Raw genomic sequence first — 19651 nt, 5'->3', positions numbered from 1 at the left:
CAGACCGACCGCATCCGAACGACACGAGGACGAACGTCAGATGAACATTGGGCGATCGGCCCCGTTGCAGTTTGAACACACGTCCATGTTCGGCTGTGATGCTCGGGTGTCTGACAACTGCCTTCCCGACCACACCACCATGCCGAGCGTGAGCAGGCGCACCCTGCTGAAGGGCTCGGCCGCGCTCGCGGGTGTGGGCATCACCGTCGTGGCCGCGGGCACTGCCGCCGCCGCACCCGGCGCGCCCGCCGTCGGCTTCGCCCACGGCGTCGCCTCAGGAGACCCGCTCCCCGACCGGGTCATCATCTGGACCCGCGTCACCCCGTCACCCGACGCGCAGCCCGGATCCGGTGCGGGACCGTCGATCTCGCTGGAATGGCAGGTCGCGACCGATCCCGGTTTCACCTCGGTCGTACGCAGCGGCACCGTCACCGCGAACGCCGACGCCGACCACACCGCCAAGGTCGACGTCACCGGCCTGAAGCCCGCCACCTCCTACCACTACCGCTTCACCGCCCGCGGCGGCGCGGTCGCCGGCCAGGTCTCCCCCGTCGGGCGCACCAGGACCGCACCGGCAAACGACGCGGATCTGGCGCGGCTGCGGTTCGGCGTGGTGTCCTGCTCCAACTGGGAGGCCGGCTACTTCTCCGTGTACCGCCACCTCGCGCAGCGTGAGGATCTTGACGCGATCCTGCATCTCGGCGATTACATCTACGAGTACGGCAGAGGCGAGTACGGGGGCCGCAACGGATCGGTACGTCCGCACGACCCGGCGCACGAGATCGTCTCCCTTGCCGATTACCGGATCCGGCACGCCCAGTACAAGACCGACCCGGACCTGATGGCCCTGCACGCGAAGCTGCCGTTCATCGCGACCTGGGACGACCACGAATCCGCGGACAACTCCTTCGACGGCGGCGCGGAGAACCACACCCCCGCCACCGAGGGCGACTGGGCAACGCGCAAGGCCAGTTCCACCCGCGCCTACTTCGAGTGGATGCCGGTGCGGGTCACCGGATCCTCCACCGAGATCACGCTGTACCGGCGCTTCCAGTTCGGCAACCTCGCCGAGATCTCCATGCTCGACCTGCGCACCTACCGCGACGAGCCCGCCGCGTCGGGGGCCGGCTGGCGCAAGGTGGATTCGCCCGACAGGACCATCGCGGGCGGCGCCCAGATGGACTGGCTGACCAAGGGCATCGTGTCCTCGCCTGCCCGATGGAAGATCGTCGGCAACCCGGTGATGATCGCGCCCTGCGTGTTCCCGCCGCTCGACACCAAGACCACCGCGGCGCTCACCGACATGATCGGAGTCCCCGATGCCGGGATTCCGTACAACACCGACCAGTGGGACGGCTACTCCGCCGACCGCCGCCGGTTGTTCGACGCGATCACCGCGGCGGGAGTCGACAACACGGTCTTCCTGACCGGCGACATCCACACGTCCTGGGCCTGCGACCTGCCGGCCGACGCCGCGAACTACCCGGGCGGCGCCACGGTCGGCACCGAGTTCGTGGTGCCGTCGGTGACCTCCCCGAACATCGACGAGACGTTGGGGGTGCCTGCCCGGTCCGTCTCCGTCGCGGCGGAGGAGGGGTTCAAGGCCGTCAACCGGCACGTGCGGTACGTCGAACTCGACTCCCACGGCTACGGCGTGTTCGAGATCGCAACCGCCGGTTCGCAGATGGACTGGTTCTACATCAGCGACCCGGCCGACCCCAACGCGGCGGTCCGCCATGCCGCGAGCTACCGGGTCGCGGACGGCGCCCAGCGCACGCTCCCGGTCGGCGCACCGCTCGACCCCGCGTCCTACCGACCGGGCGCGTAATCGCTGGCGCGCGCCCGGATCGAGCCTCCGACGTCCACTGTGCGTGGAGTCTCTCTCGATCCGGGCGGGCACCCGCCGTCCTCTATCCGAGCGTGAGCATCGCCTCGGCGACCTCGCCGACCGCCGCATCGGGGATCGCGGTGGCGGCCTCCTCCAGGACGAGCAGCCGTGCCCCCGGGATCGCCCCGGCGATCGCCTCGCCGTTGCCGACGGGGAAGAACCGGTCGCGGCGGCCGTGGACGACGAGTGTGGGGACCTCGATCTCGGGCAGGCGCTCGCGCCAGCGGGGGGTGCAGTCGAGCCTGGAGAACACCGCGCCCATCTGGTTCGCCATGTGGACCGTGGGTGCGGTGCCGGGTGTGCGGTCCCAGATGCGCGCGGCGATGGCGCGCGCGGCGACGGGGTCGTCGCCGCGGATCTCCGCGCCGGCGGCGGCGAACTCCGCCACCGCCTCGCGGTCGGTCCACTCGGGCATCGGACGCGCGAACAGCCGGCTCATCGTCGCCTCGTCATGGCCGGGGAGTTCATCGTCGGGCGGGCCAGGGGCCACCGCGCGGGTACCGACCAGGGTGAGCGCCGAGAACGCACCCGGATGGTCGAGCACGGCCACCTGGGCGACCATCCCGCCGACGCCTATCCCGGCGAGGTGTGCAGGCCCCCCGCCGAGCGCGTGAGCAAGGGCCGCCGCGTCGGCGGCGAGATCGCGCAGGGTGTAGTCGGGCGCCTCCGGATCCGTCGCCGTCGATTCCCCGCTGTCGCGCAGGTCGTAGCGCACCACCCGGCGTCCGCCGGCGGCGAGGCGCTCGCACAGCGCGTCGGGCCAGGAGAGCATCGTCGTCCCGCCCGCGAGCAGGACGAGTGGCGCGTCGTCGTCACCGAACGACTCGATGCCCAAGACGATCTCGTTGATGTCAGCGATTGTTCGAGTCATGCCAGTGCAGACCCGATCCGCCGGCCGAACTCATCGCTCACGCATGGAGCGTGTGGTCGAAGCGACCGTCCGCGAATGCGGCCCTACGCCCAGTAGGTCGCGAGCCGCTCCGCGACCTCGCGGGCATGCGCGGCCACGTCGTGAGCCCCGGCATGGTCGGCGCAGGACGCGAGCGTGTTCCACCGCGCGATCAGCGCCTTCGAACGCGGCAGCGACAGGTGGTGCTCCCTGGCGGCGGCGATCCGCTCGTGGTCGTCGGGCAGGTACCAGTAGGTCGAGAGCCAGACCCAGATCAGCTGTGCCTCGAGCATCCTGGCGCAGAGCACCTCGTCGTCGGCCAGCTGCGGCCACATCCCGACCACCTCGGCGCGCCAGGCCTCGGCCATAGCCGCCGAGCGTTCCGGCGACAGCTCGACCCCGCACAGGCAGCCGGGAAACGACACGAGAGCGTAGGCGATGTCGAGCGTCGCATCGCGGAACCCGCCCCACTCGTAGTCAAGGAAGCGCACCCCGGCATCGTTGACGATGATGTTGTCCGGGCAGAGGTCAGACGGACTGAAGGCGCGGTAGCGGCCGCCGTCGAAGAGACGCGCGGCCTTCGCGACGCGATCGACGATGTCCTGGCCGACCTCGATGCCGAGCTCGCGGCGCAGCAATGCGGGCACCTTCGGGGCGGAGGCGACCACCTGCTCGGAGATGCTGTTGCCGAAGTGCGGGACGTCGGCGCGGCGCAGCAGCGCGGTGAAGTCCTCCTCACGCCCCACGGTCGCGGCGTGCATCCGGCCGATCGCCTGGGCGAGTGCCATCAACGAGTTGGTGACCGCCGCCTCGTCGGCCTGCTGGAGCAGTTCGGCGATCGGGGTGGCGTCACCGAGGTCGGTCAGCACCAGCAGTCGAGCGTCGAGGTCGTAGGCGATCAGTTCCGGGCCCGGCCTGCTGTCGGTTGCCAGCGCGGTCGCGAACTGGTACGACACGGCCTCGCGGAGGAAGGCGGTGTCCATCACGCGCGGCTCGTCGGCGGGCAGCGCCGCGTAGGCGGCGATGCGCCGGGCCTCGGCCTCCGGGGACAGCTCACGGACCTGCTTGATCACCAACGTGCGCGGCAGCGAGAAGGGATTCTCGGCACACCGGACCCGCAGCACGACCGTGCGGCCGCTGCCGCCAAGATCGATGGGGTCAACGAGGGTGACCGGAGCTCCGGTACGTCGCTCCAGCAGCTGCTCGGCTGCTGCGACTACCTCTGAAACGGGGTCGGCCAATAGTGCGGTCATCGCCGTCCAACCTACCCGCCCGGGCCCCGAAGCGGGCCCCCTCGGTCGCCCGTCCGGTCGGTTACCGATGGACCCGCCATGCGGACCTGCAGAAACAGACCGATCCGTACGAAAAATTGATGGAGCGGCGAGCCGACACCCGCCACTACCGACTCCAGCGGCCCGAGGGTGATCGCCCCGAACCGCTGGAGTCCTTGCCGTGTCCGGTCAGGAGACCGGCGTATCCGTCTCCGGCTTGCCCTTGGGCTCCGGCTTGGCGTCGATGCCCGACTCCTTGCGCTGCAGCGGGGTGATCGGCGCGGGCGCATCGGTGAGCGGGTCGACTCCGCCGCCCGACTTCGGGAAGGCGATGACCTCGCGGATCGAGTCCATCCCCGCGAGGAGCGCGGTGATGCGGTCCCAACCGAACGCGATGCCGCCGTGCGGGGGCGCACCGTAGGAGAAGGCGTCGATGAGGAAGCCGAACTTGTCCTCCGCCTCCTCGTGGTCGATCCCCATCACCTTGAAGACGCGTTCCTGGATGTCCTTGCGGTGGATACGAATACTGCCGCCACCGATCTCGTTGCCGTTGCAGACGATGTCGTATGCATAGGCCAGCGCCTTACCGGGATCGGTGTCGAAGGTGTCCATCGACTCGGGCTTGGGCGAGGTGAAGGCGTGGTGCACGGCGGTCCACGCGCTGTAGCCGAGGGCGACGTCACCGCTGGCGGTGGCGTCGGCGGTCGGCTCGAACATCGGCGCGTCGACGACCCACAGGAAGGCCCACGCGTTCGGGTCGATGAGGTCCTGCTTGCGCGCGATCTCGCCGCGGGCGGCGCCCAGCAGGGCGCGCATCTGCTTCGTCGGGCCTGCCGCGAAGAAGATGCAGTCGCCCGGCTCGGCACCGACATGCGCGGCGAGGCCCTCGCGCTCGGCGTCGGTCAGGTTCTTGGCGACCGGACCGGTCAGTTCCCCGTCCTCACCGATGAGGACGTACGCCAGTCCCTTGGCGCCGCGCTGCTTCGCCCACTCCTGCCAGCCGTCGAGCTGACGCCTCGGCTGGCTTGCGCCTCCCGGCATCACGACGGCGCCGACGTACTCGGCCTGGAAGACCCGGAAGGTGGTGTCCTTGAAGAACTCCATGCACTCCACGAGCTCGAGCCCGAAACGCAGGTCCGGCTTGTCGGAGCCGAAGCGGCGCATCGCCTCCGCGTAGGTCATCCGCTGGATCGGGGTGCTGATCTGGTGGCCGATCAGCTTCCACACGTTGGTGAGGATCTCTTCGGCGAGATGGATGACGTCGTCCTGCTCGACGAAGCTCATCTCGATGTCGAGCTGGGTGAACTCCGGCTGCCGGTCGGCACGGAAATCCTCGTCCCGGTAGCAGCGCGCGATCTGGTAGTAGCGCTCGATGCCGCCGACCATCAGCAGCTGCTTGAACAGCTGCGGGCTCTGCGGCAGCGCGTAGAAGCTGCCGGGCTGCAGGCGCGCGGGAACCAGGAAGTCGCGGGCGCCCTCGGGGTGGACCGGGTCAGGGTGGGGGTCTCGACCTCGACGAACTCGTGGTGCGCCAGCACCTCGCGGGCCGCCGCGTTCACCTTGGAGCGCAGCCGGATCGCCTGACCCGGACCCTCGCGACGCAGGTCGAGGTAGCGGTGCTTGAGGCGCGCCTCCTCGCCGACCTGGTCGTCGAGCTGGAACGGCAAAGGGGCGCTCTCGTTCAGCACCTCGAGCGTGGTCGCGTTGACCTCGATCGCGCCGGTCGGGATCTCGAAGTTCTGGTTGCCCTCCGGCCGGACCTCGACGCTGCCGGTGATCCTGACGCAGTACTCGGCGCGCAGGCGATGGGCCTGCTCGGCGACCTCGCCCTCGCGGAACACCACCTGGGAGACCCCGGAGGCGTCGCGCAGATCGATGAAGATCACTCCGCCGTGATCGCGACGCCTGGCAACCCATCCGGTGAGGGTGACGGTTTGATCGGCGTGCTCGGCTCGCAGCGAGCCGGCGAGGTGGGTGCGCAGCACGGGGTTCCTTCCACAGTTATCCAGCGACTTCTCAGTTGGTGCGATCCTACGGAGAGACACTCAGAAGACATAACCGCGCAGTCGGAACTTTGCACGCGATCGCGTGTAAAGCTGTATCCCGCAGTTCCTCGACTTCGAACGAAAGCGATGACGATGACCTTCAACGAGGGTGCGCGGATGGATTCCGGCCGCGTGACGGTCGGCGGCAGCCACCGCGGCGGAGGCGGTCGAGGCGGCAAGGCCGCGCTCGGTGGCGGCCTCGGCGGACTGGTGGTGCTCGTGTTGGCCCTGCTGCTCGGTGGCAACCCGGGCTCGCTGCTCGGCGGCCTGACCGGCGCCTCCGACTCCGCCCAGCTGGGTACCGGCTCGATCACGGAGCTGGAGAACTGCCAGACCGGAGCGGACGCCAACCGGGATGTGAACTGCCGGGTCGCGTTCACCACCGCGAGCCTCGATTCGGTGTGGGGCGAGGAACTGCAGAAGCAGACCGGTGTCCGCTATGTCCAGCCAGGCGTCATGCTCTTCTCCGGCGCGGTGAACACCGGCTGCGGCAACGCCACCAGCGATGTCGGCCCGTTCTACTGCCCTGCCGATTCCACCGCCTACTTCGACACCAGCTTCTTCCAGCTGCTGGTGGACCAGTTCGGGTCGAGCGCTGGCCCGCTCGCGCAGGAGTACGTGGTCGCGCACGAGATCGGCCACCACATCCAGAACCAGCTCGGCGACATCGGCCGGGCGCAGGCGGACCCGAAGGGCGCCGAGTCCGGGGCGGTACGCACCGAGCTGCAGGCCGACTGCTACGCGGGTGTCTGGGCGCATTATGCGGACACCAAGCCTGCCCCGGCGGCGGTGCACCGTTCCTCAAGACGCTGAGCGAGAACGACATCCGGGACGCGCTGTCCGCCGCTTCCTCGGTGGGCGACGACCGGATCCAGCAGGCCTCCAGCGGCCGGGTGAACCCGGAGGGCTGGACGCACGGCTCCTCGTCGCAGCGGCAGAAGTGGTTCGCCACCGGCTACAAGACCGGGCAGGTCAGCGCCTGCAACACCTACGCGGCCCGCGACCTGGACAACCCCGCAGGGCTGAACTCCCAGCGCTGATCACCGACAGGTCCGACAGGTCCGACGCGCCCGCCCCGCTACTCAGCGGCGGGCGCGTCGGGTTCGGCCTGTCGATCGTGGACCAGTTCGTAACGGCGACCGTAGGTTTCGACGAGCGACTGGATCACCGCGACGACCGGGACGGACACCAGCGCGCCGATCGCCCCGAACAGCGATGCCCCGACGATCACCGAGCCGAAGGCGACGGCCGGGTGGATCGACACGGTCTTGGACGTGATGCGCGGGTGTAGCAGGTAGTTCTCGACCTGCTGGTACGCCGTCCCGAAGACCACCACCCACACCCCGTCCATGGGCTGCGCCGCGGCCGCGATGATCGCAGGCAGCGCGATCGCCAGGTAGGTGCCGAGGGTGGGGATGAACTGCGAGACCACTCCGGTCCAGATGGCCAACGGCAACCAGTACGGCACCCCGATCGCCATCAGGAAGATGCCGGTGGCGACGGTGCTCACGGCCGCAAGGATCAATCGGGACACCACGTAGCCGCCTGCCTTGTCGACGGAGATCTCCCACACGGTGGAGATGACCTGCTGCTGCCGCGCCGGGAACCAGCTCGAGATCGTCCGGCGCAGCGCCGGGCCCTCCGCCGACATGTAGAACACGAACAGCAGCAGGGTCATCGCCTGGAACACGACCCCGAGCAGGGACGACACGACCCCGAGCACACCAGGTGTGAAGCGTTGCGCGAGTTCGCGAATGGTGTCCGGGGTGAGCTTGAGCAGATCATCGCCGGTCGAGAAGTTGGTGTCGAAGGTCCGGTTGGCCCACTCGGTCACTCGCGAGACGGCCCCGGGAAGCGCGGTCAGCAGCTGGGCCAGCTGCTCGGCGAGCAGCGCGCCGAACACCGCGAGGAATCCGATCGCGAACAGCAGCAGGGAGACCAGCACCAGTCCGGTCCCCGCGCCGCGGCGCCATCCACGACGTTCGAACCAGTCGACAACCGGTTCGATGGTGACGCTGAAGAGCCATGCCAGGAACAGCATGCCGAGGAAGCCGCGCAGGTTGTGCAGCAGCCAGCCGAGCACCTGGTAGCCCGCGACGGCGAGGAGAACGTAGAGGATCGCGGTCCGCAGCCAGCGGCGATAGGGGGCTGTGCCCGCATCGGCCACGGGTTCGGGCGCCTGCCGTGCGTTCGCTTCGCTGTCGTCGGTCATCGCACACTCCGTGGTCGGATGGTCGTGCCGCTACAGCGGAAATGTACTCGCCGCCCGTGGCGGCGCGGGCGCCAAAGCGGTCGTCACGGAGTGCTGACGCAGGCGGTGGCCTCGGTGATGCTCGCGGGCATCGCGGCCTCGATGATCGCGGTGGCCCTGGCACTCGCGTCGGCGTTGGCGATGTCGTCGGCGACGGACGGCGACCCGGAGTCGAGCGCCGCGAGCTCCACCAGGACGTAGCGGTGGTCCAGTCCCCCGAATCCCGTCGAGTGCCGGATGGTCCTGTCCCCCGTCGTCATCCAGCCCTGTTTGAGCCCGGGTCCACCCCACCGCTCCACCGTTGCCCAGACCCCGAAGTCCTGGTCGAAACCGTCGGCGGCCACGGGCGCGGTCGCCTGGAGCCCGGCGATCATGATCTGCCGTGCGGGCGCTGTGAGGCCGCCGCGCCCGGAGAGCAGGCCGTCGTAGTACCGGGCGATATCGGCGGCCGTGACGGTGGTGTCCCACCACGCGCCGTCCGCCGAGGTCGCGGACAGCGAATATCGCTCGGCTACCCGTTCGACGACGGCCGGGCCGCCGCCGAGCGTCCACAACAGCTCGGCCGCGCCGTCATCGGAGGTGGCCAGCATGGACACGACCCCGGCCAGCATCTCGCCGTCGCTCGCCGCCCACGTTGCCGCGCGGCGATGGAGATAGTCGTCGGCGATGAACAGCTTCGCCAGCGACGCGGCCGGGAATCTCACGGCCGTGTCGCCCACGCCGAGGTAGACGTCGGTCTCTCGGTCAACGTAGGCGATCCCGACGATGTCGCCGTCCGCCGCCGCCTCCGAGACCGCGGTCGCGAGCGCATCGACGAACGGGTCGCACAGGCCGTGGCTCTCGGAGCGCGAAACCGGGCCTGTTGGCGCGGCCGACCACCCGGGCGCTGCTGTCTCACCGGAGGTCAGGCCCGCGCAGATCACTACGGCGAGCGCGCCGCCCATCGCCCCGCGAACCAATCCCGAGCGGCAGCACCCGGACATATGCCGACCTTTGAAGCAGGGGTATTTCCCATCTACCACTATAGGTTTCGGCGTTGCCTCAGAACAGCGTCAGCGCAGGGGCAGTACCCGCCCCGACCAGCTCGCGCATGGGTGCGGGCGAGGCCTCCTGCCGATGTCCCGGATCACCACCGAGTCCGTACTTCTCGACCAGCGGCGTCACCCGCCCACGCAACCACAGCTTGTATTCCGGGGTCACGTAGGCGCCACGACCGTAGAGCTGTCGGTACCGACGGATCAGCGCGGGATGCTCCTCGGCCAGCCAGTTCAGGAACCACCCGCGGGTGCTTCCGCGCAGGTGCATCGGAAACACCGTGACCCCGGTCGCGCCCGCGTCGGCGATCGCCCCCAGCAACTCGTCCAGATGCCGCGTCGAGTCGGTCAGATACGGGATCACCGGGGCCACCATCACGTTGCAGTCGAATCCCGCATCGGTGATCGCCCTGATCAGTTCCAGCCGGGCCTTCGGCGACGGCGTGCCCGGTTCGATGGCCTTCTGCAGGTCCGGGTCCCCGATCGCGAGCGAGACCCCGATCCCCACCGGGACCTGCCGCGCCGCAAGCGTGAGCAGCGGCAGGTCCCGGCGCAGGAGGGTGCCCTTGGTGAGGATCGAGAACGGCGTGCCCGACTCCGCGAGCGCCCCGATGATCCCCGGCATCAGCCGGTAGCGCCCCTCCGCTCGCTGGTACGGATCCGTGTTGGTGCCGAGCGCGACATGCTCGCGCTTCCACGACCGACGGGCCAGCTCACGCCTCAGCACGGCGGCCACGTTGGTCTTCACCACGACCTGGCTGTCGAAATCCCGGCCCGCGTCCAGGTCGAGGTACTCGTGGGTCGGCCTGGCGAAGCAGTATCGGCACGCGTGGGAGCAGCCGCGAAACGCATTGACGGTGAAGCGAAACGGCAGTGTGGACTCGTCGGGCATCTTGTTCAGCGCGGACTTGCAGAGCACCTCGTGGAAGGTGATGCCCTCGAACTCGGGCGTCTGTACAGTGCGGACGAGCCCGGCACGGGCGAGTCCGGGAAGGGCGCCGTCGTCGGCGTCGAGAGCCTGCCCCTGCCATCGCATATACAGAGTCGAACACGTGTTCTAGGTGCTGTCAAGTGCGCTCGCAGGCAACCGACATCGCCGCGCCTCGGTCGTTACACTCCGGCGATGAGCCCGCGCCGGACCATATCCCGCACGTCCGTCTCCCGCCTCGCCACCCTCTCCTCGATCGCGCTCCTCGCCTCGATCACCCTCACCCAGCCCGCGGCCGCCGACCCCGCGACCGCCTCGGCCTGCGGCACCCCGCTGTCCGCCGCCGAGGCCGACACCGTCGCCGCGCTCTCCGACACCACCACGATCACCTCGACCGCGTCGATGGACCGGCTCGAGGAGGAGGTGGTCCGCCAGCAACGGATCTCCGACATCCTGGTCTCGCACGGCGACCGGCGCGGACTGTTCGGCATCGGACTCGACGCCGTCGTGCAACGAGCCGTCATGCCGCTGCAGCGCGACCCGGCCTCCTTCGTCACCCCCGAGTGGGCCCACGCGATCAGCACCGATCTGCTGCGCCGCTACCTGGACAACGTGCACGCCGAGTTCACCGGCACCCCAACCGAACCCGCTTGGCAGCGCTACTTCGCACTGACCAGGGACTGCACCCTGTCCCCAGCCCGGGTCGCCATGATCGGCTACAACGCGCACCTGACGGTCGACCTCGCGCGGGCCGTCGCCGCAACCGGCACCACCGAGCGGAACGTGGCCGACTACTACAAGATCGTCGACTCCATCGCCACCGACGGCGACGCGATCGTCACAAGGACGAAGGCCGTGTACGGCGCCGATCTGGGCCCCCTGTGGCGGTTCTACTTCCTCGGCGAGGGTCTCGACCGGATCGCGGGCGAGGGAGTGGCCTCCGAACTGCTGCTGCGGGCCGCCGACAGCGGCTACAACACCCTCACCCTCGCCAACGGTTTCGCCCTGCAGAATCCGCAGACCGCGCCCGCCGCCACCGCGGAGATGGAGGCGCTCTGGGCCACCGCGGACGGCGCGATCGAATTGCTCACCCGACTCGGCGGGCTCTGACAGAATCCAGGGATGACCTCGGCAGTCGAACCGCAGGTGGCACCCGTGACGGCCGACGTGCTGATCGTCGGGGCTGGGCCTGTCGGGCTGACGCTGGCGGTGGAACTGCGCAGGCGCGGCGTCGACGTCATCGTCGTCGACCGTCTCACCGAGCGCGCGCCCTACGCGAAGGCCGTCGGCATCCAGCCGCGCACCGTCGAGGTCTGGGACGCGATGGGGTGGTCCGGCCCGCGCTCGACGCGGCGACCACGATGCGCGGTCAGCTCGTGTACGTCAACGGCGCCGAAGTCGCCCGGCTCGACCTCACCCTGCCCGCGGAGATCCCGTACGGCTTCCTCGCGCTCCCGCAGTGCGAGACCGAACGAGTACTCGGCGAGGCATTGGAGGGCCTCGGCGGCCAGGTCACCAGGGGCACCGAACTCACCGGGTTCGAACAGGATCCGGCCGGGGTCCGCGCGACCGTCCGGGACGGATTCGGGGAGTTCACGGTCGAGTCGCAGTATCTGGTCGGCTGCGACGGCGCGCACAGCCTGGTCCGCAAGGGGCTGGGAATCTCCTTCGAGGGCGGCGCGTTCGCCGAGGAGTACATGCTCGCGGACGTCGAGGTGGACTGGACGATGCCCGCCGGGTACGGCGTCCGGGCCATGCATCAGACCGACGGCGTCACCGACGACCTGCTGGTCTGCATCCCCCTGCCAGGACACAAGCGCTACCGGATCTCGATGCTCGTCCCCGACGAACTCGCCACTGCGCCTCCGGGTTCCGGTGAGGTCGCACACGGCCTCGAGGGCGGGCAACGGCCCGAGCTGCGGCACGTGCAGGCCGTGCTGGACCGGCTCTCACCTCAGCCGACGACCGCAAGCAGCCTGCGGTGGTCCTCCGTCTTCCGGATCAGCCACCGACTGGCGGGCCGGTACAGCATCGGTCGGGTGTTCCTGGCTGGCGACGCCGCGCACATCCACCCGCCCACCGGCGCGCAGGGCATGAACACCGGGGTCCAGGACGCGTACAACCTCGGTTGGAAGCTGGCACTGGCGGTCACCGGTTCGGCGGCGCCCCTGCTGCTCGACAGCTATCACGAGGAGCGGCACCCCGTCGGGGAGGAGGTGGTGGGGCGCACCGTCAAGAGCGCGAGGGAGGGCATCGGGGCGGACATGGCCGACCCCGCCGAGGCGATCGTGCGGGAGGCTCAAATCCTGGTCGGCTATCCCTCGAGCCCGCTGGTCGGTTCCGGGTCAGGAGCGGCCGATGCGGGACCCCGGCCCGGCGACCGCGCACCCGATGCCGCGGGCCTGCGCCAAGACAGCGTCGCCTTCCCGATCCGCCTGCACGAACTGTTCCGACACACCGGCCACACACTGCTGCTGTGGGCCTCCGACGCCAGGGACGCCGAGACGCAGCACGCACTCGCGGCCGAGGTGACCGACCGTTTCGGCCTTGCGGTGCGCAGCCACGTCATCGTCGCCCGGGATGTCGACCTGCCCGGGATCTCGGGGATCATCCTGCGCGACGCCGACGGCAGTTTCGCCGACGGCTACGGAGCAGGCGACCTGTCCGGGTACCTCGTCCGCCCGGACGGCTACGTGGGCTATCGCTCGGACGAGATCACCCTCGCCGGTCTCGCCGACATTCTGTCCCGCACCCTGCGCTGACCGTTCACGCGGAATACTGGTCCTGCGGCCCGAATTCGGCGAAGATTGATCCCATGGCCGGCACGCTGGGAGAGGCCGAGTTCCGGAAGCTGCGCACGCCACGCGCCGCGGCGGTCGCCGGGATCGTCTTCGGCGTCCTGTTCGCCGCCAGCATCGTGCTGTTGCGCACCTCGCTACCGGCCGCCACCGGGTCGCCCTGGCTGCGCGGCCAGACCCAGATCACGATCGCCCTGGTGCTGGCCCCCTTCGCAGGCATCGCCTTCCTCTGGTTCATGGGCGTCGTCCGCGACCGGTTCGGGGAGCTGGAGGACCGGTTCTTCTCGACGGTCTTCCTCGGCAGCGGGCTGCTGCTCCTCGCGATGATGTGCGTGTCGATGGCGCTGGCAGGCGGCCTTCTCGCCGTCTCCCGGCAATCGAAGGCTCCGGAGGGCGAGCTGATGTACTTCGGCCGCGAGGTGATGCTGCACATCAACAACGTCTACGAGGTCCGGATGGCGGCGGTGTTCATGATCTCGCTGGGAACCATCTGGCTACGCACCGACCTGATGCCGCGAGCGCTGGCGGTCATCACCTACGTGCTCGCGCTCAGCCTGCTGGTGGTCGTCAGTTTCAGCCTGTGGGTGACGTTGGCGTTCCCGGCGTGGGTCGTGTTGATCAGCGCGTACATCCTGACCACGGACCGGGCTCGACGGCGCCTCTCACCCGATACGGGTGATGCGCCTCACACGCACCCCTAGCAACGTCGGAGCCGCGACATTGCATCCGACCGCACACGCGAGGAGCGAACGATGGCGGACACCAAACCCAACATCCTGGTGATCTGGGGCGACGACATCGGCATCACCAATCTCAGCTGCTACAGCGACGGGCTGATGGGGTACCGGACTCCGAACATCGATCGCCTCGCCGACGAGGGCATGAAGTTCACCGACTCCTACGGCGAGCAGAGTTGCACCGCGGGCCGCGCCTCGTTCATCACCGGTCAGAGCGTGTACCGCACCGGCATGAGCAAGGTGGGTATCCCTGGCGTCGACGTCGGATTGGCGGCCGAGGACCCCACGATCGCCGAACTGCTCAAGCCGCTCGGATACGCCACCGGGCAGTTCGGGAAGAACCATCTCGGCGACCTGAACAAGTACCTGCCGACCGTGCACGGGTTCGACGAGTTCTTCGGCAACCTGTACCACCTCAATGCCGAGGAGGAACCCGAGCTCCCCGACTACCCGAGCGCACAGGACTACCCCAAACTCCACGAGGTGATGATGCCTCGCGGTGTCCTGCACTGCTGGGCCACCGAGGAGGACGCCGGCGAGGTCGATCCGCGTTACGGGCCGGTCGGAAAGCAGCGCATCGAGGACACCGGGCCGCTGAGCAAGAAGCGGATGGAGACCATAGACGACGAGACGGTCTCCGCGGCAATCGACTTCATCACGCGCCAGAAGGAAGCGGAGACACCGTTCTTCGTGTGGATGAACACCACCCACATGCACCTGCGGACCCACACGAAGCCGGAGAGCCTCGGGCAGGCCGGGCACTGGCAGTCGCCGTACCACGACACCATGGTCGATCACGACAAGCACGTCGGCAGACTGCTCGATGCAGTCGACGAACTGGGCCTCGCCGAGGACACCATCGTCATCTACAGCACGGACAACGGTCCCCACGCGAACACATGGCCGGACGGCGCGACCACCCCGTTCCGCAGCGAGAAGGACACCAACTGGGAGGGCGCCTTCCGCGTTCCCGAGGTGATCCGCTGGCCGGGCAAGATCCCCGCCGGGGTGGTGTCCAACGAGATCGTCCAGCACCACGACTGGCTGCCGACCTTCCTCGCCGCCGCGGGCGCGCCCGAGATCGTCGATCAGCTGAAGTCAGGGCACTCGGTCGGCGAGAAGACGTTCAAGGTGCACATCGACGGCTACAACCTGCTCCCGTACCTCACCGGCGAGGTCGAGACCTCTCCGCGCCGGGGCCTGATCTACTTCTCCGACGACTGTGACGTGCTGGGCATACGTTTCGACAACTGGAAGATCGTGTTCATGGAACAACGGGCGCAGGGCACCCTGGGGCTGTGGGCGGAGCCGTTCACACCCCTGCGGGTACCGAAGGTGTTCAACCTGCGCACCGACCCGTTCGAGCGCGCCGACATCACCTCGAACACCTACTGGGACTGGTTCCTCGATCACGACTACATAGCCATCTACGGAACGTTCATCACCAGTCAATTCCTCGAGACATTCAAGGAATTCCCGCCGCGGCAGGAGCCGGCCAGCTTCACCATCGATCACGCGGTGGCCAAGCTGCACGCCTTCCTGGCGAAGGACTGACTGCCTTGGGGATCGATCTGGGTTCCTGGACCGACGGATCGACCAGGTCCGCGATCGTCGACTTCGTCGAGCGGGTCACCACTACGGGTGGCGCGGACTTCGTCGAACCCGCGGACCGGGTGGCCGTCTTCGACAACGACGGCACGCTCTGGTGTGAGAAGCCGATGCCCATCCAGCTCGACTTCACCGTCCGGCGGTTCGCCGAGATGGCCGCGGCTGATCCCGCCCTCCAGCAGCAGCAACCATGGAAGGCGGCCCACGAGCACGACCTCCGGTGGCTCGGCGCGGCGATGGTCAAGCACTACAACGGTGACGACGGCGACCTGAAACTGTTGATGGGCGCGGTCACCGAGGCGTTCGATTCCGTCACGGTCGAGAATTACGACGCACGGGTCCGGGCCTTCTTCGCAGGCGCCGACCACCCCACCCTCGGCCGCCCCTACCGGGGCTGCGGATACGCGCCGATGGTCGAGCTCCTGCGCTATCTCGAGGCGAACGGCTTCGCGAACTACATCGCGTCCGGCGGTGATCGGGACTTCATGCGGCCCGTCGCGGGTGAGCTCTACGGTGTGCCGCCGGAACGCATCATCGGCAGCGCCCTCGGTCTCTCGTACCGGGAGGGGCGGAGGCGACGGACCTGCTGTACAAGGCCGCGATGGACTTCTTCGACGACGGACCGGAGAAGCCGATCCGGATCTGGAGCCGGATCGGACGACGGCCGATCCTGTCGGTCGGCAACTCCAACGGCGACCTGCCGATGCTCGCCTTCTCCGGGCAGCCCGACCGCCCGTCCCTGCGGGCGTTGATCCTGCACGACGACGCCGACCGTGAATTCGACTACGTCGCCGGGGCCGAGCAGGCCCTCGATCACGCACGTGAGAAGAACTGGACCGTGGTGAGCATGAAGAACGACTGGACGAACGTCTTCTCGTCGGCCGTCACCTGATCAGGCAGTAGGAAAGGCTTCGTTGGACACCCAGATCGCCTCCGAGGTCCGGCGCATCCCCGCCCAGACCTTCACCATGGGCTCGGATCGGCACTACCCCGAGGAAGGTCCGGCGCATCGCGTCGCGGTCGACACCTTCGCCATCGAGACCCACCCGGTCACCAACGCGCAGTTCGCGCGATTCACGCGGGACACCGGCTATGTCACGGTCGCCGAACGCCCGCTCGATCCCGCCGAGTTCCCCGGGGCTCCCGCCGAGAACCTACAACCGGGCTCGATGGTGTTCACGCCGACGACTGGCCCCGTCGACCTCCGCCACCTGAGCCAGTGGTGGACGTGGACGGTCGGTGCGTCGTGGCAGCACCCGACAGGCCCCGGATCCTCGACGGCAGGCCTGGAACATCATCCCGTCGTCCATGTCGCGCACGAGGATGCGGAAGCGTACGCACGGTGGGCGGGCCGGTCACTGCCCACCGAGGCACAATGGGAGGCCGCGGCGCGGGGCGGGCTCGACGGCACCGACTTCACCTGGGGCGACGAGCCCGAAACCGAAACCCGTCCGCTGGCGAACTACTGGCACGGCGACTTCCCGTGGCGCGCCGAGGCGGGATACGGCGCCACCACCGCCGTCGGCGCCTACCCGCCGAACGAGTACGGCCTCTGTGACATGGCGGGCAATGTCTGGGAATGGACCGAGGACTGGTACTCGGCCCGGCACCCCGACACGACGGAGTCGTGCTGCGCCCCCCGCAACCCGCGCGGGCCCGGCCGGTCGGAGAGCTTCGACCCCCGCCAGCCCCAGTTCCGAGTTCCCCGCAAGGTGATCAAGGGCGGCTCGTTCCTGTGCGCGGACAGCTACTGCCGACGGTATCGGCCCGCGGCCAGGAGGCCGCAGATGATCGACACAGGGATGAGTCACATCGGGTTCCGCTGCGTCGCGACCGACTCATAGCAGGACCGCCACGGCGAGCAGCGCGAGCACTGTCACGACACTCGAGGTGGCGATCGCTGCAAAGGTCGCCGGAGCGAATTCCCCCGACTCGATCTGCCTGCTGATGGCCCGATAGCGCATGGTGCCGTAGGCGGACACCAGCAGTCCGGCGCCGATCAGGATGAACCCGGCGGCGACGGCGTGGCCGCCGCGGTTCGGGGCGAACTTCGCGACAGCGACACCGAGCGCGGCGACGCTGATACCAGTGCGATGCCACGCGAGATAGGTCCGCTCGTTCGCGAGATGGTCGCGAGCGGTGCTGCCGGTGTTCGGCTGGGTGGGGCCGAACAGGTTGCGGCTCATGCCTAGCTGTAGAGATTCGACGGCTGCTTGGTGACCTCCTCGATATCGGCGGCGGTGGCCTCGATCAATTGGTGGGACAGGTCCGCCAGTGCACGCGCGGTCGCCAGTTCGTCACCGATCGCGGGGACATCGGCGTCCTCCGGGTTGAGCCTGGCCAACCCGACGCCGACCATCTCAGGCTTGTCGCTCGCGCTCAGCCGTGCCTTGGCCCGCGTTCGGCCGTCGTGCTCGTCGATGACAACGCCCACCGACCACTGCTTCACATCCATCATGCTCACCTCCTCGAGTCACACCTCAACCATTGCAGGCGCACGGCCACCCGTCGAGAGCGCGAGAACATCGGTCCCTCAGGCGAGCGCGCCCGCGGCCAACGCCGCCTTCCATCCGCCGTACTCGCTGATGTCGCGACCGCGCGCCGACGCGGCGTGATCACAGCCGAATCCGGTCCCCCAGCTCCCGTCGTCGAACTCGACGGCACCGAGCTGCATCGGTGTAGGCAGCTCGGCGAGAAAGCGCCCGAGAGCGGCCGGGGAGAGCAGCCACTTCTCCCCCGCGATCGACACCCCACCATCGGCCACCCGGATCAGTCCGGGCTTGCGGGGCACGGTGTCCAGGGCCGTGAGCCGGTAGGTCGGCGCGGTCCACACCGGCCCGAGCCAGCGGGCGCCCAGCGAGGTGAGCTGGTGCTCGAGCGGCTGGCCGAGCAGGTGGGCGCCGAACACCGCCAGCTCGACCGACGGAGCCGCCGCGGCCGACCACCCCTCGGCCACGCAGCCGCTCACCATCCCCGCGATGTCCGCCGCGACCGCGTCCTCGAAGGCCCGCGCGAGCACGGTCACCCCGAAGTGCGCGGGTCCCGCGGTCCCTGCGGGCACCGCCACCGCACACAGATCGAAGAGATTGCAGAAATTGGTGTAGGTCCCCATCCGCGAGTTCACCCCGATCGGATCGGCCGCGACGTCGACGATGGTCGGATGCTCCGGCGCGGTGGGGACCATCAGCGCGTCGATGCCCTCCAACCGCGTCATCGCCGTGGCGCGCAGCTGCGTCAGGCGGTTCCGGTCGGCGATCAGCCGATGCGCCTCGAGCTCGCCAGCAGGCGAGATGATCGCCCGCACGGTCGGATCGACGGCGTCGGGCCGCGAATCCACGAACTCCCCCACGGCCGCGTACCTCTCGGCCACCAGCGCGCCGTCGTAGAGGAGCCTGGCGGCCGCCAGGAACGGGTCGAGATCGATCTCCACGATCTCCGCGCCGGATTCGGCCAGCGCACGGACCGCCGCACCGAACGCCGCCGCCCACTCGGCATCGAGGCCAGGCAGCTCGCGCGGCACGGCCACCCGCGGCCGCGGCGGTGCGGCCAGCCGAACGTCCGCGGGCCAGGCGCGGCCCGGCGCGCCCGCGGCGAGCACGGCCATTGCCCGCGACGCGCCCTGCAGGTCGGGCGCGAAGATCGTCACGCAGTCATAGGACGCGCACGCGGGCACGACGCCCCCGTGGAGACGACCCCGTAGGTCGGTTTGATCCCGACGATCCCCTGCAGGGCGGCGGGCACCCGCCCCGATCCAGCGGTGTCCGTGCCGACCGCGAGGTCGACCAGGCCGAGCGCGACCGCCACCGCGGAGCCCGAGCTGGAGCCGCCCGAGATGTACTCGGGGCGAAGAGAATCGCGCACCGCGCCGTACGGGCTCCTGGTACCGACGAGACCGGTCGCGAACTGGTCGAGGTTCGTCTTCCCGATCACCACCGCGCCTGCCTCCCGCAGGGCGGCAACCGACTCGGCGTCCGACTCCGGCAGGAAGGCGAACTCAGGGCAGGCCGCGGTGGTCGGCATCCCCGCCACGTCGACGTTGTCCTTGACCGCCAGCACCGTGCCGCGCAACGGCGGTCCGTCGGCGCGCCGATCCACCGCCTCCGCCTCCGCCAATGCCTCCGGCTCGGGGCGCAGGTGGATCCAGATCTCCTGGCGGTCGGCCGCCTCGATCGCGCGATAGGCCGCCATGACCCGCTCCACCG

12 protein-coding genes and 5 pseudogenes are annotated in these 19651 nt (G+C 69.2%); 8 read left to right on the top strand and 9 right to left on the bottom strand.

The genetic code is table 11. The features are described from left to right. The first annotated feature begins 139 nt into the window (after positions 1 to 139). Entirely contained in the window at positions 140 to 1828 is a 1689-nt protein-coding gene (locus tag BTZ20_RS11850; RefSeq protein ID WP_077043651.1) for an alkaline phosphatase D family protein, read from the top strand. A gap of 82 nt (positions 1829 to 1910) precedes the next feature. Here BTZ20_RS11850 and BTZ20_RS11845 read toward each other — a convergent pair whose 3' ends face one another. The 3 genes and pseudogenes from BTZ20_RS11845 to aspS form a co-directional block, all read right to left on the bottom strand. Continuing rightward, entirely contained in the window at positions 1911 to 2759 is an 849-nt protein-coding gene (locus BTZ20_RS11845) for an alpha/beta fold hydrolase (RefSeq protein WP_077041488.1), read from the bottom strand. A gap of 83 nt (positions 2760 to 2842) precedes the next feature. Next, positions 2843 to 4030 carry a phosphotransferase family protein gene (locus BTZ20_RS11840; RefSeq protein WP_077041487.1) on the bottom strand — a complete coding sequence of 396 codons (1188 nt, stop codon included), beginning with the start codon at positions 4028 to 4030 and terminating at the stop codon, positions 2843 to 2845. A gap of 207 nt (positions 4031 to 4237) precedes the next feature. Continuing rightward, positions 4238 to 6033, bottom strand: a pseudogene (gene aspS / locus BTZ20_RS11835) (aspartate--tRNA ligase). A gap of 153 nt (positions 6034 to 6186) precedes the next feature. Between aspS and BTZ20_RS11830 the strand changes: the two are divergent. Then, a pseudogene (locus BTZ20_RS11830) lies at positions 6187 to 7133 on the top strand (neutral zinc metallopeptidase). 38 nt (positions 7134 to 7171) lie between these two features. Here the strand turns inward: BTZ20_RS11830 and BTZ20_RS11825 are convergent. The 3 genes from BTZ20_RS11825 to BTZ20_RS11815 form a co-directional block, all read right to left on the bottom strand. Continuing rightward, positions 7172 to 8305, bottom strand: coding sequence for an AI-2E family transporter (locus tag BTZ20_RS11825; RefSeq protein ID WP_077041486.1), 1134 nt, complete (start codon positions 8303 to 8305; stop codon positions 7172 to 7174). Positions 8306 to 8388: 83 nt separating this feature from the next. Continuing rightward, positions 8389 to 9327 (bottom strand): hypothetical protein, encoded by a 939-nt coding sequence (locus BTZ20_RS11820; protein ID WP_145982277.1) that lies wholly within the window; start codon positions 9325 to 9327, stop codon positions 8389 to 8391. A gap of 58 nt (positions 9328 to 9385) precedes the next feature. Further along, positions 9386 to 10414 carry an Rv2578c family radical SAM protein gene (locus BTZ20_RS11815; RefSeq protein ID WP_077041484.1) on the bottom strand — a complete coding sequence of 343 codons (1029 nt, stop codon included), beginning with the start codon at positions 10412 to 10414 and terminating at the stop codon, positions 9386 to 9388. Positions 10415 to 10501: 87 nt separating this feature from the next. Here BTZ20_RS11815 and BTZ20_RS11810 point away from each other — a divergent pair, with 87 nt between their 5' ends. From BTZ20_RS11810 to BTZ20_RS11785, 6 genes and pseudogenes are all read left to right on the top strand, one after another. Then, positions 10502 to 11416, top strand: coding sequence for a DUF5995 family protein (locus BTZ20_RS11810; RefSeq protein ID WP_077041483.1), 915 nt, complete (start codon positions 10502 to 10504; stop codon positions 11414 to 11416). A gap of 12 nt (positions 11417 to 11428) precedes the next feature. Beyond that, positions 11429 to 13068: pseudogene (locus BTZ20_RS28015) on the top strand (FAD-dependent monooxygenase). 53 nt (positions 13069 to 13121) lie between these two features. Further along, positions 13122 to 13805 (top strand): hypothetical protein, encoded by a 684-nt coding sequence (locus BTZ20_RS11800; RefSeq protein ID WP_077041482.1) that lies wholly within the window; start codon positions 13122 to 13124, stop codon positions 13803 to 13805. Between the two features lie 51 nt (positions 13806 to 13856). Continuing rightward, positions 13857 to 15395 carry an arylsulfatase gene (locus BTZ20_RS11795; RefSeq protein WP_077041481.1) on the top strand — a complete coding sequence of 513 codons (1539 nt, stop codon included), beginning with the start codon at positions 13857 to 13859 and terminating at the stop codon, positions 15393 to 15395. 5 nt (positions 15396 to 15400) lie between these two features. Continuing rightward, positions 15401 to 16341 (top strand): annotated as a pseudogene (locus BTZ20_RS11790) (HAD family hydrolase). 22 nt (positions 16342 to 16363) lie between these two features. Then, a complete protein-coding gene (locus BTZ20_RS11785) occupies positions 16364 to 17293 on the top strand; it encodes a formylglycine-generating enzyme family protein (protein WP_077041480.1) in 930 nt (309 codons plus the stop codon). Here the strand turns inward: BTZ20_RS11785 and BTZ20_RS11780 are convergent. From BTZ20_RS11780 to atzF, 3 genes and pseudogenes are all read right to left on the bottom strand, one after another. After that, positions 17288 to 17635, bottom strand: a complete 348-nt coding sequence (locus BTZ20_RS11780; RefSeq protein WP_077041479.1) for a YidH family protein — start codon at positions 17633 to 17635, stop codon at positions 17288 to 17290. The genes BTZ20_RS11785 and BTZ20_RS11780 overlap by 6 nt on opposite strands. A gap of 2 nt (positions 17636 to 17637) precedes the next feature. Beyond that, the gene (locus tag BTZ20_RS11775) at positions 17638 to 17904 is read right to left on the bottom strand and encodes a DUF1876 domain-containing protein (RefSeq protein ID WP_077043650.1); all 267 of its coding nucleotides are present in this window, start codon (positions 17902 to 17904) and stop codon (positions 17638 to 17640) included. A gap of 78 nt (positions 17905 to 17982) precedes the next feature. After that, positions 17983 to 19637, bottom strand: a pseudogene (gene atzF, locus BTZ20_RS11770) (allophanate hydrolase). Between the last annotated feature and the right edge of the window lie 14 nt (positions 19638 to 19651).

Origin of the sequence: Rhodococcus sp. MTM3W5.2, from assembly GCF_001984015.1 — a bacterium.
Classification (GTDB): domain Bacteria; phylum Actinomycetota; class Actinomycetes; order Mycobacteriales; family Mycobacteriaceae; genus Rhodococcus_G; species Rhodococcus_G oryzae.
Note: the sequence above shows the minus strand (reverse complement) of the source record. Positions and strands in the feature narration are given on the sequence as shown.

Coding starts and splice junctions, on each gene's coding strand:
- BTZ20_RS11850 (WP_077043651.1), top strand. CDS start 140: ATGCCGAGCGTGAGCAGGCGCACCCTGCTGAAGGGCTCGGCCGCGCTC.
- BTZ20_RS11845 (WP_077041488.1), bottom strand. CDS start 2,759: ATGACTCGAACAATCGCTGACATCAACGAGATCGTCTTGGGCATCGAG.
- BTZ20_RS11840 (WP_077041487.1), bottom strand. CDS start 4,030: ATGACCGCACTATTGGCCGACCCCGTTTCAGAGGTAGTCGCAGCAGCC.
- BTZ20_RS11825 (WP_077041486.1), bottom strand. CDS start 8,305: ATGACCGACGACAGCGAAGCGAACGCACGGCAGGCGCCCGAACCCGTG.
- BTZ20_RS11820 (WP_145982277.1), bottom strand. CDS start 9,327: ATGTCCGGGTGCTGCCGCTCGGGATTGGTTCGCGGGGCGATGGGCGGC.
- BTZ20_RS11815 (WP_077041484.1), bottom strand. CDS start 10,414: ATGCGATGGCAGGGGCAGGCTCTCGACGCCGACGACGGCGCCCTTCCC.
- BTZ20_RS11810 (WP_077041483.1), top strand. CDS start 10,502: ATGAGCCCGCGCCGGACCATATCCCGCACGTCCGTCTCCCGCCTCGCC.
- BTZ20_RS11800 (WP_077041482.1), top strand. CDS start 13,122: ATGGCCGGCACGCTGGGAGAGGCCGAGTTCCGGAAGCTGCGCACGCCA.
- BTZ20_RS11795 (WP_077041481.1), top strand. CDS start 13,857: ATGGCGGACACCAAACCCAACATCCTGGTGATCTGGGGCGACGACATC.
- BTZ20_RS11780 (WP_077041479.1), bottom strand. CDS start 17,635: ATGAGCCGCAACCTGTTCGGCCCCACCCAGCCGAACACCGGCAGCACC.
- BTZ20_RS11775 (WP_077043650.1), bottom strand. CDS start 17,904: ATGGATGTGAAGCAGTGGTCGGTGGGCGTTGTCATCGACGAGCACGAC.